This is a genomic window from Mesorhizobium sp. P171375 (assembly GCF_057786075.1).
Genome location: NZ_JBYNWF010000001.1, coordinates 2310896 through 2324047, shown reverse-complemented (window position 1 = coordinate 2324047; position 13152 = coordinate 2310896). Strand labels below are relative to the sequence as shown.

Below are 13152 nucleotides of genomic sequence, written 5' to 3'. Positions count from 1 at the left end.
GATCGGGGGAGACAAATTGACAGAGGACGTGCAAGCACCACCGCCGTCTCAGGTGACGGTTTGGGATGAGCTGGAGATTTGGGCGAAGGATTTCTCGCCCTGGCAAAAGCTGACACTTGCTTGGGCGGTGCGTTATGGCGTTCTTACAGCTGAGCAGATCGAGCAGGTCTATAGCGTGTTCCTGCATGGGTTCGGACTTGGGAACGAACCAAGCCCAAAGCTTGAGATTCCAACAACAATAACCGGCAAAGCGAGCGGGCTAGCCTCCCAAAACTTGCGAATTCGTGACGTCAGCGGCGTAAATGCGCTGACCCCATCCGCCGAGCTGGTTTTTTCGCCCCAACTGACGCTCATCTATGGTGGAAATGGTGCTGGAAAAAGCGGCTTTGCGCGCATCCTGACGAATGTGTGTTTCAGCAGAACTCGGCTTCATTCCCGACATTTATGATGATACCGCTCCAAGAAAAGCCTCGGCCACCATTGTCTTGGTCGATCACGCTGGCAACGAAATCCCACTCGTCTTCGATGGAACGACGGAGCATGCCGAGCTGAAGAGGTCTTTTGCAGTTTTCGACAGTTCGGTGGCGGGAAAGCATTTGTCCGACTCGGGACCTCTTGGCTTCAAGCCGGCAGGTTTTGACGTATTTCCCGAGATGGCAAGGGTGTATGGTCTGTTGGCTCAGAAGCTGGCCGCCGCCCTGGATGTGCGACCAAAGCAAAATCGCTTCGTAAACGCTTTCATCGGAAACGTAACGGCCGCTTCGGCGGCGGTTGCTGCACTGGGGCCAAAGACCGACCTGGTGGCTCTACGGAAGCTAGCCGAGTACGGCAAGGACGAAGATGCCCGACTTGAGGAAATCCAGCGTTTGACGTTGGAATTGCAGTCCACCTCGCCGGAGGAGAGCATTCGACGTTAAAGCAGGTACGCGCAGGTCTTTCGCAGACTGAGCGGGATGGGGCAAAAAGCCTACTTAGGGAATTCAACGACACTGCCAAGAAAGTAGCGGCAACCCGAAGGACTATCCCATGGTCGCTCCGAACTATTCGGCCGCCCGATCAGCGCTGGCAAAATCGTTAGGTTTGGGAAGGAAGGCTGCTCCGGCCAAGAAACCTACCTAAAGCGTAAAGCGAAAGCCTGATCTCAAATGATGCGAAACGCTCGCTCGGACCGGCGGCAACGCGGTCAGGATCAAGAACCTAGCGTGCTCCAAAACGACACCAAGCGCTAACCGTTGTCCAGTGTGGAAGATGATTGCCTTCGTGGTTTCTCCGACGCGCCGGCGCCCGGCAGACCTTCCTTTCTGGCCTTGGCAAACGCCCGGTCGCCTTCCAGGAACCCGACCAGCATAAAGGGGATCAGTTCCGCCACCGTTTCGGACTCGCCATAGGTCTCACGGTAAAGAGCGGCATAGTCGTTGAGTGCTTGGCTCAAGTCGGCGCCAACGGTGATGGTGATCTTCGAAGGTGTCCGGTCCGGAAGTTTTCCGAGTTTCAGGTTAGCCATGAAGTCCTCCTGTTCACCCCGTGTATGGCCGCAACACGAGGTCCTTGTGCACGATGACGCGCAACGGCCAACCAGGGCGCACGGTGATCGTGGGTTGGACGTTCAGGTTCTTTTCAGTGATCCGTTGGCCCGCTTGACTGACGTTCTGCTGGGTGGATTCACGAATTGCCTTGACCAAGTCGCTTTCATTTTCCCCAAAGCTCAACTCGGTACCAACCCCCAGCAATGTGGCCACCGCGACGCCCTTGATCAACTGCCAAGTATGGAAATCCACCTTGTCCTCGAGCCCGGCATAGCCGGCCGCGTCGGTCACGGGCAGATTGTCGATTTCGGTAGAGGAGCCGTCCGGCATCACGATGCGTTGCCACACCAACAGAGCGCGCCTTTGCCCAAAGGCTACAACGCTGTCGTAGGTGCCGATCAGCCGTGAGCCCTGCGGGATGAGCAGGATGCTGCCGGTGACGCTGTCGTGCACATTCTCGGTGATCTGGGCGACGACAAGGCCGGGCAGATCGGAATTGATGCCGGTGATCAGGCTTGCAGCGATCACGCTACCGGCCATGATCTGATAGGGCGAAGCCGGCGTCTGCAGTGCATGCGGGTTGTAGATCCCGCCGGTGTTCCGTTGATCGATGAAATCGAGCTTGCGCTGTTGATTGTTCTGGTCGCCCTCGGCCGGCGCGACGGAAGCTCGCTGGCCTTCGGTATCTGGCTGCGGAGACGCCGTCTCGAAAGGCGAACGTCCGCCCTGCCCATTGCCAAAAGCTTCCGTCTGCTGGGGCCGGTTTTCGATGCGGAAGAGGACTTGCGACTCGCGCGCCTCAATCGCTTGTTGTGCAAGCCGCTGCGCCTCGGCGGAAACGTCTTGCCCAGGTGCGATGCCAAGCTGGCGCTGGTGCTCGAGAATAGGACGGCCGAGATCCCCGGGCAGCGGCGGTCCAAGCACCGGAGCCTTCGGCTTGCTCCCGGAATAGTCCTTGGGCAGCGATTCAAGTCCCTCGGCGGTCGGGTTGCGGTCGGTGCTGTAAAGCTCTTCAGCCTGCTGCTTCAGGCGCAGTGCCGGCCCCTGCAGCGCCATCATCGTGACGCCAAAGATGGTGGCGGAGCCAACAGCTGCGATCGCGACGATTATGCCGCGCTTGAAGCGCACGGCCCGGCGCGGTGAGGCCCGCAGCTGCAGCTGTTCGGGATCGAGTTTGGGCGGAACATTTGGGCGGGACGTGTCGGTCATGAGCCTCCCCTCACCTGCCAAAACGCGAAAAGAGCGATATCCGCCGCGGCAGTTGCCGTCCGTCGGTCCTGGTGATGCGCACCACCTGCTGCTGCTTGGCGCCGAGACGGAGTTCAGCCGCGGCAAAGAGGCGCTCGACGATGTAGTAGTTGCCGTGCATCCGATAGTTGACGAGCTGGTTGTCCCCGTCAGCACCGACGATGAAGAGCGGTGGCGCCTCGCCCTGATCAATGCGCTTCGGGAACTCTATGTAGACCTTGCTGCCATCATCGAAGGCGCGCGTCGGTCTCCACGGCGGCGTGTCGCCGGTGATCGAATAGCGGAAGCGGATGTTTTCGAGTGCTACGTTCGAGGCCGCGGGCATTTCAGCCTCTGCCTGAGCATTGCGCCGCCGAAGCGCCACGAGTTGGTCTTCGCTGTAAATCCAGGAGAGCGCCGCCATGGCAGTTTTCTCAGTGCTTTGAAGCTGCAGGTGATAGGATCGCCTGTCCGTCGTGATGACCAGATTGGTGGCAAGCCCCGGCGCGAATGGCTTCACCAGCACATGAGTGCGCTGGTCATCGCCTGAGCCACTAACGGTGTCACCGATCACCCAACGGACCGTATCGCCGGCTGAGACCGAGGTCAGCTTCTCGCCCCGCTGCAATGAGATATCGGTGACGCGCTCCGGCGCGGCGTAGAGCTGGTAGAGCGCGCCGTCGGCAAAGGGGTAAACCTGCACCGCATTGACATAGCCAAACTTGGTGGGTTGTTGCGTCGCCGCCTTGTTGGCATCGGCGACCTGTTCTTCCGGCGAGCGCTTATCTGGGCCGGGCTTGCCGGGTGCGGGCATCAACTGACCAGGCAACGGTAACGGTTTCGGCACTTCCACGACCTTGACCGGCTTCTCCGGCGCCTTCTCGATCGCGGCTGGTTTGAAGTCCTCGTGGTCATAGGAAATCTGAGGCGGCGGCACTGGCTTCGAGGCACAGGCCGAAAGAACCGCAGCAGACGCCGACAGGATCAAGGCAGCACGAAGCAATGGGGCTCTATTTGTCATTGGCGGGCTCCTTAGGGGAAACGGGGGTTGGCGCGGCGCTGTCGAGCTCGCGCGACCAGTCGATGGCGTTGATGAAGACGCCGAGCGGGTTCTTGCGCAGCTGCTCGGTTGTCCTAGGCGGGCGGATGAGGATGGTGAGGATCCCGATCCAGCGCGTCGTGCTGGCGAGGCTGCCGCGCTCGAACACCTGCTCGGTCCATTTGACCTGGAACGAGCTGTCGGAAGCCCTGACCACGCTGGTCACCTGCACTGACACGCTGCGCGTGCCGATTTGGCCGAAAGGGTCGTTCGCCTTGGCATATTCGTTGAGGAAGAGCGCCGCTCGGTCGGTGGCAAAGTCGTAGGCCGACAGCCAATTCTGCCGCACCAGAACCGCATCGGTGGAAACCGAACGGACATTCTGGATGAAGCGGCTGAGATGCCAGGCGATCTGGGCATCGTCGGGCTGGTAGTTTTGGACTGCCGGCGCGACCGCGTGCGCCTCGCCAAAGCGGTCGACCTCGACGACATAAGGCACGACGCGGCCCTGCATCGACTGCCACAGAAGCCCACCGGAAAGCCCCGTCGTCAGAGCCAGGCAGCCAAAGGCCATGAAGCGCCAGTTCTTGGCCTGGACGCGCGCCGTGCCGATGCGCTCATCCCAGAGTTGGCTGGCCTTCTGGTAGGGTGTTACGGGTTCGGGCGTCTTTCCATAACGCTGAACGGGTCGCTTGAAGAGCATCTAGTCTTCCTTGTCATTGAGGGAGGGATTGGCGCCGCTTCCGCCCCGATCTCCATCGCGCACCGCCTGCGTGGCAGCATTGCGATGGGCGCGTGCGGTCTGTTCGGAACGCAGACGCCTTGCCCAGACCGGCGCGGGGTCAGAGGCTGCAGCGGGCGAGGTTCCTGTCTTTGACGCGGTCGGCATGCCGCCGGTCGCGGTCCAGCCGGCATCGCGACCGGCGTCGGCACTACGGCGGAATGGTTCTGCTGCGGATCGCATTCCCCGCATCGCGGCGCCGCTAGCGGCACTCGCAACCCCATGCAGCCCAGCAGCTACCCCGGACAGCCCGGACTCGGGCGATGTCGCGCGCCCCGTTTGCCAAGCGACGGTGGCAGCGGACCCCATGGCGGCGCCGGCACGGACTGCGGCGAGGCCGCCGCCTGTTGCCATGCGCGCGCCGGCAAACGCAGCGCCTCCGGCAACGAGCGTTGATCCAGCTGCGGCCGCCGTTGTTCCAAGTGCCGCGCCGGCGCCAAGCTGCGGCGCGCCGGAAACAAGACCCGAGGCAATCCCGGGGCCGAAAATGCCGAGCCCAAGCAGCGCCAGCGCACCCAGCACCTGAGACATTGCCGCCGCCAGGTCCGGCTCCTGGCCCTGCAGGGCGGAAGCGAACTCGCCAAAGAGCGTGGAGCCGATGCCGACGATGACGGCAAGCACCATCACCTTGATGCCCGACGAAATCACATTGCCGAGCACGCGCTCGGCCAGAAACGCCGAACGGTTCCAGAGCGCGAAGGGCACCAGGACGAAGCCGGCCAGCGTGGTGAGCTTGAACTCGAGGATGGTGATGAAGAGCTGGATGGAAAGAATGAAGAAGGCGATGAGGACCAGGAACCAGGCCAGAAGCAGCACGAAGATGGTGAGCGCGTTACCGAAGATCTCGGGGAAGCCTACTAGCTGGCTCGCTTGATTGAGGAGCGGCCAGGCGCCCTCGAAGCCGGCCGCGGCAATGCGGCCTGGCCGCAGGAGACTGTCGGCGGACAGGTTGCCGGCCGATGCGTTGATGCCGAGACCGGCAAAGGAGCGGTAAATTATGTCGGCGAGGTTCTTGAAATTGTTCAGGACGAAGGCGAAGGCGCCGACATAGAGCACTTTGCGAACAAGCCGGCCGAGAATGTTGGGCTCGCCGCCGAACGCCCAGACCAAGCCCGCGAGCGTGATGTCAATGCCGATCAGAATGGTGGTGAGAAAGGCGACGTCGCCCGAAAGCAGACCGAACCCACTGTCAATGTAGCGGGTAAAGGTCTCCATGAAGCGATCGATGACTCCGAGGTCGTTCATGTCGCCGCCTTCCTCGTTGTCTTGAAGAACTGCCGCTCAGTTGCCGGGATAAGCCGTGCCGGTGCCCAGGAAACGCTTCGTCGTCTCGCGAGCGGCTTCCTCAGACTGCGCCTTGCGCGCCGCATCCTCGGCTTCGGCCCGGAACTGGGTCGCAAGCAGCGTCTGGATCTGCATCTGCTGCTTGGTCGAAAGCGCGATCAGCTGATTGGTAGCCTGGCTTGCCTCGAGGGCACCTGCCGCGCCCTGACTGCGATTGACGAGATCGGTAAGCAGGTCGCCATCGGCCTGCACGTTCTCGACGATCTGCGACTGCGCGCTCATGGTCTGGCGGAACGCCTGCATGGCGCTCTGCCAGCGCTCGCGCGCGGCGCTCGCCACATCGCTGACCTTGATGGTGGCGTCGTAGCTTTCCGGATATTGCTGGCGCCACTGGTCCTGCAGCTTGTCGAGATCGAAGCTCAGGCCGCTCGCCTGGGTCATCAGACCGTCAATCCGTTGGAGCGAGCCGGTAAGCTGGCCCACGGAAGAGAAATCCAGGCGCTGAAGGTTGCGCGCCATGTTCTGCAGCATGGTCGCCTGGTTCTGAAGCGACTGGATTTGGTTGTTGATCTGCTCCAATGCGCGTGCTGCCGACAGCACATTCTGCGTATAGTTGGACGGGTCAAACACGATGAGCGCATAGGCCGGCTGGACGTAGTCAGCCATCGGTTTGGCAATCAGGGAAACGGTGACCAGGCTAGTAAAAAGGCGGCGTCCGATCATGACGATTGCTCCTTGTTAGGTTGAGGAAATTGCTGGAGAAGCTCGGCAGCCCAATCCAGGCCGCGCGCACTGAAGAAACGGGCGGCAAAGCTGCCCTGCCCTTCTTCGGAAAGAATATTGTCGATCAGGGTCTGCGCGGCCGGGTCGGAGGCGCCGCAAAGCGCAAGAGCGATCGGGCCTAGCCCGAGCTCGAAGAGGCGATTGCCGCGGCGCGACTGCAGATAGTAGTGGCGCTTCGGCGTGGCGCGGGCGACCAATTCGATCTGTCGCTCATTAAGACCGAAGCGCTCATAGGCTGCCCGTGCCTGCGGCTCCACCGCACGATCATTGGGGAGAAAAATGCGCTGCGGGCAGCTCTCGATGATTGCGGGTGCGATAGAAGAGCCGGCGATGTCGGCAAGCGACTGCGTCGCGAAGATGACGGAGACGTTTTTCTTACGCAGCACCTTAAGCCATTCGCGGATGCGGGCGGCAAAGAGCGGGTTGTCGAGATAGACCCAGGCCTCGTCGAGCATGAGCAGCGTCGGCCGCCCGTCAAACCGGTCCTCAAGACGATGGAACAGATAGGTGAGCACAGGCAGCACAGCGCCTTGGCTGTGCATCAGCTCCTGGGTTTCGAAACACTGCACATCCGAGATGGCCAGCCGGTCGTCATCGGCATCGAGCAGTCGGCCGAATGGTCCGTCGAGCGTGTAGGGCATCAATGCCGATTTGAGCGCATTGGACTGAAGCAGGACCGACAGGCCAGTCAGCGTGCGTTCCTGCGCCGGCGCGGTGGCGAGGCTGGTGAGCGCCGACCAGATTGCCTCCTTCACCTCCGGGGTGACGGTGACATTCTCGTGGGCAATGAGGCCGGCGATCCATTCGGCCGCCCAGCTCTGTGTGGCCGGGTCGTCGATGTGGCGCAGCGGCTGGAAAGCAAGCGCACCATTCGCACCCAACGCATGGTGGTCGCCGCCCATGGCAAGCGCGGCGGCGCGGGCCGAATTGCCTTTGTCGAAGACATAGATTTGCGCGCCAGCGTAGCGCCGGAACTGCAAAGCGATCAGGGCAAGCAGAACCGACTTGCCGGCACCGGTCGGCCCGACAATCAGCATGTGGCCGACATCGCCGATATGGGTCGAAAGCCGAAACGGCGTCGAGCCGCTGGTTTCGGCGAAAAGAAGCGGCGGAGCGTGATCGCCGGTGACCTCGGCAAGGTGCTCGTTCTCCGCTGGACCTGCCCACACGGACGACAGCGGCACGAGATGGGCAAGGTTAAGCGTGTGAACGAGCGGCTGGCGAACGTTGGCGTAGACATGACCCGGCAATGAACCAAGCCACGCTTCGACGGCATTGATGCTTTCGCGAATGGTGGTGAAGCCGAGCCCGTTGACGATCCGTTCGACGGCGCGAAGCTTTTCCGCGGCGGCTTTACGGTTCTGATCCCACACCGTCACCGTTGTGGTGAGATAGCCGAAGCCGACATGATCGCCGCCCAATGCCTGCAGTGCTGCATCGGCATCGAGCGCCTTGTTGTCGGCGTCGCTGTCGACGAGAGGCACCGGTTCGTTGGTCACCACCTCGCGCAGAATAGCCGCGATCGATTTGCGCTTGGCAAACCACTGCCGGCGGAGCCGAGTCAGCGTCTTCGTGGCTTCCGCCTTGTCGAGTGGAATGAAGCGCGTCACCCAGCGATAGGCGAAATCCTGGTTATTGAGCGCATCAAGGATTCCTGGCCGGGTGACGTTCGGAAAGCCGAGAACTGTGAGCGTGCGCAGATGCTGCTCGCCCAGCATCGGCTCTAGGCCGCCGGTCAGCGGCGCGTCAACCAGGACGCCGTCGAGATACATTGGCGTTTCCGGCACGGCGACCGGATGACGGCGTGTCGAGATCGTGCCGTGCAGGTACGTCAGGGTCTCGGCATCGTCGAGCGCGCGCACCTCGGGCACGAAGCCCGAAAGAAGATCGAGAACGCGGTCAGTCTCGTCTCGGAACCGGGCAAGCTCCTGGCGCCAGTCTCTTTCCCCTCCCAAGTCATGCGAGTCGACGAGAGCACTTTCCGCGCGCGCTTGGCCATCGGGCCCGGGCATGAAGACCAAGGTCAGATGATAGATGCTCTCGAAATGCGCGACCTTGCCCTCGAAGGCCGCGCGCCGTTCCTCATCGATCAGCCATGAGGCAGCATCGGGAAGGGCCGAGCTCGCATAGCCCAGCGCTTCGATGCGCTCGGCCTCGAAGAATAATGCCCAGCCAGAGCCGAGCCTTCTCAGCGCATTGTTTGCCCGCGCGCATATGCCGATGAGTTCGGCCTCCGTCGCGCTTTCAAGGTCGGGGCCACGAAACCGCAATGTCCGTTGGAAGCTGCCATCCTTGTTGAGCACGATGCCGGGCGCGACGAGTGCTGCCCAGGGCAGATGGTCGGCAAGCCGGTCGGCTTTGCCGCGGTATTCGGAAAGCTTCAGCATGCAAGCCAGCCCTTTTGACGAAGATGACGGACAAGCACGCTGGCAAAATCCGGATCACGCCGTGCGGCAAAGACCGCGAGCGTGTGGCCGGCGATCCAGAGGATCAGACCGGCAATCCACTGCTGCAGGCCTAGGCCGATGGCGGCGGCCACCGTGCCATTGAGGATCGCCACCGCCCGCGGCGCGCCGCCGAGCAGGATCGGCTCGGTGAGCGCCCGATGGACCAGAACCTCGAAGCCTTCGATATGCTGCTCTCCGGTGCTCATCAGACGACTGCCCCGCCGCCAAAGGAGAAGAAGGAAAGAAAGAAGCTCGAGGCCGCGAAGGCGATCGACAGGCCGAAGACGATCTGGATCAGCCGGCGGAAACCGCCCGCCGTGTCGCCGAACGCAAGGGTAAGGCCAGTGGTTATGATGATGATCACGGCAACGATCTTGGCCACCGGCCCCTGCACCGATTCCAGGATCTGCTGAAGCGGCTGTTCCCACGGCATGCCGGAGCCGGCAGCGTGAGCCTGGGCCGTGAGAAGAAGCGCGACGGCGGCGGACGAAAGAAAGCAAATTTTCTTGCGCATGAGATGACCTTTCAAAGCTGCTGGAGTTGCGGAAGAGTGAGCTGGCCAACGGCGTAGTCGCCACTGCCGTCGAGACCCGTGACCTCGGCGATCGCGTCAACCCGGCGCGCGGGTCCTCTTCCGGCAATAAAGATGACCAAGTCGACGGCATCGGCGATCAGCCGGCGGGGAACGGTGACAACGGCTTCCTGGGCGAGCTGCTCAATACGATAGAGTGCGGAGCGTGCCGAATTGGCGTGAACGGTGGCAATGCCGCCGGGATGTCCGGTGTTCCATGCCTTCAGCAAATCGAGCGCTTCCGCGCCTCTGACTTCGCCGACGATGATGCGGTCGGGCCTCAGCCGTAAGGTCGAGCGTACGAGATCGGCGAGTGTGATGGAGCCCCGCCTCGTCCTCATGGCAACGCAGTCCTTGGCCGCGCATTGCAGCTCGCGGGTGTCCTCAATCAGGATCACCCGCTCATCGCATTCGGCGACTTCTGCCAGTAGAGCATTGGTAAGTGTCGTTTTGCCCGACGATGTGCCGCCGGCGACCAGGATGTTGCGCCGCTCGCGCACTGCCTTCCTCAGGGCATCAGCCTGCAGCGGGAGCATGACGCGATCGGCGACGTAGTTGGCCAGCGTGTAGAGTTTTGCCGCCGGTTTGCGGATGGCGAAGCATGGCGCCAGCACGACCGGCGGTAGCAGACCCTCGAAACGCTCGCCTGAGGGTAGTTCGGCACTGACGATTGGGTTGTCCGCATGCGCCTCGGCGCGCACGTGAGAGGCAACGAGGCGGACGATGCGTTCGGCCTCGGAAGGATGCATATGCACGCCGGTATCGACCCGGCCTTCTCCCAACCGGTCGAGCCGCAGCGCGCCGTCGGGGTTGACCATCACCTCGATGACGGTCGGATCGGCAAGGGCCTCGGTGATCGCGTGGCCCATGGCTGTGCGCAGCATGGCGCGGCGGCGGTGGTCGGCTGCGGGATGAGAGCTCATCCTTCGCCTCCATTGCCATTGCCGTTGCCAAGCGAGCGCTTCCCGGAGGCGATCTGGCGACCGACCTGCTCGACGAATTTGTCAAAGCGCTCTTGGGCAATCGCCTGTGTCGCCCGATCCGGGACCGGCGTGTGGGAATGAAGCGTAATCGAAAAGCGTATGAAGAGTGCGAGGCTCTCCAGGATCACCTCGACATCGGTTCGGATATGGTCGAGGTCGCGAGAAAGACGGTCGAGACGCCTGCCATAACGATTGTCGAGTTCGTTCTCGCCACGCCGCTCGATGAAGGCCTCGACCGCTTTCGCAACGATCGCCGATTTTGTGGTCGACGGGTTGCGGCTCAGCGTTTCCAGCTTCTCGCTTAACGCGGGTTCGAGCAGAAACTGGTGGCGAATGCGATGGGGCTTCATGGGGCTCGTTCCGACTGGCCGGCGCTGATGCGCCGGCGGCGGCAACGAACATCGCCGATATCTGAAAAATCGCTTATGGGCGTTATCTACGCTGAGATACGCCTGAGCTGCGAAAGCGCTTAGAAGCCGGGGATGATGTCCTTGTCGTCGCCCCTTCCCTCGTTGATACCGTAGGCGCTGGCTGCGGTGGAAACCCGGTCCATGACGCGCTTGTCTGCGAGTGCCTCGGCGTCATCGTCCGCCAGATTGAAGAGGTCGTCTTGATCAGGCTCCTGAGAGACGACGACGTGGTCTTCAGGCAGGCCGGGATGACGCTGCTGTTGCACGCCGCCGTCTTCTTCGATTGCCGCGCCGGCGTTTTCGTCATCTGCAGCGAGACGGCGGTCAACACTGCGGACTAGTCCGCTCCAATCGTCGGGGCGCGACGCAGGACAGTCCGCGTACAGACCGTCGCGCAACACCGGCGCCGGCAGCACCCGTTCGGTGAAATTCTGGTCCTCGTAGTAGCGGAGCTTGTTCGCACGGATCGGCGGCAATCCTGATATCAGCACCAGCTCGTCCGAAGGCGGCAATTGCATCACCTCGCCTGGTGTCAACAGCGGTCGCGCAGTTTCCTGGCGGCTCACCATGACGTGCGAAAGCCAGGGTGCCAGCCGATGGCCGGCATAGTTGCGCATGGATCTGAGTTCCGTCGCTGTACCGAGCGCGTCCGAGATGCGTTTGGCCGTGCGCTCGTCATTGGAAGAAAAGGCAATCCGCACATGGCAATTGTCGAGAATGGCGTTGTTCTCGCCATAGGCCTTGGAGATCTGGTTCAAGGATTGAGCGATCAGATAGGCGCGGATGCCGTAGCCTGCCATGAAGGCAAGCGCGGTCTCGAAGAAATCGAGGCGTCCGAGCGCCGGGAATTCGTCGAGCATCATGAGGAGTTGATGCCTGCGGCTCTTCTTCGGGTCACCCTCCAGGCGCTCAGTCAGCCTGCGGCCGATTTGATTGAGCACCAGTCTCACCAGCGGCTTGGTGCGCGAGATGTCCGACGGCGGCACGACCAGATAGAGCGACATCGGCCGCTCGGCATCCATCAGGTCCGCAATGCGCCAGTCGCAGGCCGATGTTGCCGCGGCCACGGTCGGATCACGATAGAGACCGAGAAACGACATGGCGGTCGAGAGAACGCCTGAGCGCTCGTTCTCTGATTTGTTAAGCACCTCGCGAGCCGCCGAGGCCACGACGGGATGGACCCGAGGTTTGTCCGCCGTGCCGAGGTGGTTGGTGGTCATCATCCGCAGCAGTGTCGTGGCAAACGAGCGTTGCGGATCCGACAGGAAAGTGGCGACGCGGGCGAGCGTCTTTTCTTCTTCGGCGTAGAGCACGTGCAAGATGGCCCCGACCAAGAGTGAATGACTAGTCTTCTCCCAATGATTCCGCCGCTCCAGCGCGCCTTCCGGATCGACGAGAATGTCGGCGATGTTCTGAACGTCGCGGACCTCATCTGAGCCCCTGCGCACTTCCAGCAGCGGGTTGTACCGCGCCGACCTTGGATCAGTCGGGTTGAACAAAAGGGAGTACGAGAACATCGACCGCCAGCCGGAGGTCAGCTGCCAGTTCTCGCCCTTGATGTCGTGAATGACGGCCGAGCCGGTCCAGGAAAGAAGAGTTGGAACGACCAATCCGACGCCCTTGCCCGAACGTGTCGGCGCAAAGGCCATGACGTGTTCCGGCCCGTCATGGCGCAGATAGTGATCCTTCAGCTTGCCGAGGAAAACACCGGCTGGTCGAAACAGCCCTGCCTTCTCGATCTCCCAAGACACGGCCCATCGCGACGAGCCATAAGTGGTGACTAGGCCGCGCTGCCGCGCACGCCAGAGGGAGCCAGCGATGGCGGCCGCGCAGCCCATGAAGCCTGTGGTGGCCGCAAGCATCCCGGCCGTGTCGAAGACCTCGGGCGCGTATGCGTCGAAATGGAACCACCACTCGAACAGTTGCCACGGCTTGTAGATCGGCCATCCGGCTGCGACAAACCATGGGGGTCCGAGTTGCGGCTGATAATCTAAAGTTTGGGCGCACCATTGAGTCGCTGTCCATACGCCGAGAATGACGATGGCGAACACAACGACTATCTGACCGACAAGGAGCTTCGTCGGTGTCATGGGCGCAGCCT

General features: G+C 62.0%; 14 protein-coding genes and 1 pseudogene. 3 read left to right on the top strand and 12 right to left on the bottom strand.

Annotated elements, in window-relative coordinates; translation table 11 throughout:
* Positions 1–16 precede the first annotated feature (16 nt).
* The 3 genes and pseudogenes from ACYHH6_RS11060 to ACYHH6_RS11050 all read left to right on the top strand — a co-directional run.
* A complete protein-coding gene (locus tag ACYHH6_RS11060) occupies positions 17–448 on the top strand; it encodes a hypothetical protein (RefSeq protein ID WP_352590820.1) in 432 nt (143 codons plus the stop codon).
* Positions 405–917, top strand: coding sequence for a hypothetical protein (locus ACYHH6_RS11055; protein ID WP_352590817.1), 513 nt, complete (start codon positions 405–407; stop codon positions 915–917). The genes ACYHH6_RS11060 and ACYHH6_RS11055 overlap by 44 nt, the downstream gene beginning before the upstream one ends.
* 88 nt (positions 918–1005) lie before the next feature.
* Positions 1006–1119: pseudogene (locus ACYHH6_RS11050) on the top strand (MucR family transcriptional regulator); the annotation flags it as partial.
* Positions 1120–1225: 106 nt separating this feature from the next.
* Here ACYHH6_RS11050 and ACYHH6_RS11045 read toward each other — a convergent pair.
* The 12 genes from ACYHH6_RS11045 to ACYHH6_RS10990 all read right to left on the bottom strand — a co-directional run bounded on the left by ACYHH6_RS11045 (position 1226) and on the right by ACYHH6_RS10990 (position 13141).
* Positions 1226–1504, bottom strand: a complete 279-nt coding sequence (locus ACYHH6_RS11045; RefSeq protein WP_023689356.1) for a DUF2274 domain-containing protein — start codon at positions 1502–1504, stop codon at positions 1226–1228.
* A 13-nt stretch (positions 1505–1517) separates the two neighbouring features.
* Positions 1518–2735 carry a TraB/TrbI/VirB10 family type IV secretion system protein gene (locus ACYHH6_RS11040; RefSeq protein WP_023729046.1) on the bottom strand — a complete coding sequence of 406 codons (1218 nt, stop codon included), beginning with the start codon at positions 2733–2735 and terminating at the stop codon, positions 1518–1520.
* A 10-nt stretch (positions 2736–2745) separates the two neighbouring features.
* Entirely contained in the window at positions 2746–3774 is a 1029-nt protein-coding gene (gene trbG / locus ACYHH6_RS11035; protein WP_352590813.1) for a P-type conjugative transfer protein TrbG, read from the bottom strand.
* A complete protein-coding gene (gene trbF, locus ACYHH6_RS11030; protein WP_023724108.1) occupies positions 3764–4495 on the bottom strand; it encodes a conjugal transfer protein TrbF in 732 nt (243 codons plus the stop codon). The genes trbG and trbF overlap by 11 nt, the downstream gene beginning before the upstream one ends.
* Complete coding sequence (gene trbL, locus ACYHH6_RS11025) at positions 4496–5818, bottom strand: P-type conjugative transfer protein TrbL (protein ID WP_023776467.1); 1323 nt, start codon at positions 5816–5818, stop codon at positions 4496–4498.
* A 36-nt stretch (positions 5819–5854) separates the two neighbouring features.
* Positions 5855–6580, bottom strand: a complete 726-nt coding sequence (gene trbJ / locus ACYHH6_RS11020) for a P-type conjugative transfer protein TrbJ (RefSeq protein WP_023669263.1) — start codon at positions 6578–6580, stop codon at positions 5855–5857.
* Complete coding sequence (trbE, locus tag ACYHH6_RS11015; protein WP_023711817.1) at positions 6577–9027, bottom strand: conjugal transfer protein TrbE; 2451 nt, start codon at positions 9025–9027, stop codon at positions 6577–6579. The genes trbJ and trbE overlap by 4 nt, the downstream gene beginning before the upstream one ends.
* Positions 9021–9293: a VirB3 family type IV secretion system protein gene (locus ACYHH6_RS11010; RefSeq protein ID WP_023689361.1), complete on the bottom strand. Its 273-nt coding sequence runs from the start codon at positions 9291–9293 to the stop codon at positions 9021–9023. The genes trbE and ACYHH6_RS11010 overlap by 7 nt, the downstream gene beginning before the upstream one ends.
* Positions 9293–9601, bottom strand: coding sequence for a TrbC/VirB2 family type IV secretion system protein (locus ACYHH6_RS11005; RefSeq protein WP_023711818.1), 309 nt, complete (start codon positions 9599–9601; stop codon positions 9293–9295). The genes ACYHH6_RS11010 and ACYHH6_RS11005 overlap by 1 nt, the downstream gene beginning before the upstream one ends.
* A gap of 11 nt (positions 9602–9612) precedes the next feature.
* A complete protein-coding gene (trbB, locus tag ACYHH6_RS11000; RefSeq protein WP_023711819.1) occupies positions 9613–10581 on the bottom strand; it encodes a P-type conjugative transfer ATPase TrbB in 969 nt (322 codons plus the stop codon).
* The gene (locus ACYHH6_RS10995; protein ID WP_023711820.1) at positions 10578–10991 is read right to left on the bottom strand and encodes a hypothetical protein; all 414 of its coding nucleotides are present in this window, start codon (positions 10989–10991) and stop codon (positions 10578–10580) included. Before ACYHH6_RS10995 ends, trbB begins: the two co-directional genes overlap by 4 nt.
* Positions 10992–11110: 119 nt before the next feature.
* Positions 11111–13141, bottom strand: coding sequence for a conjugal transfer protein TraG (locus ACYHH6_RS10990; RefSeq protein ID WP_352590807.1), 2031 nt, complete (start codon positions 13139–13141; stop codon positions 11111–11113).
* Positions 13142–13152: the final 11 nt, after the last annotated feature.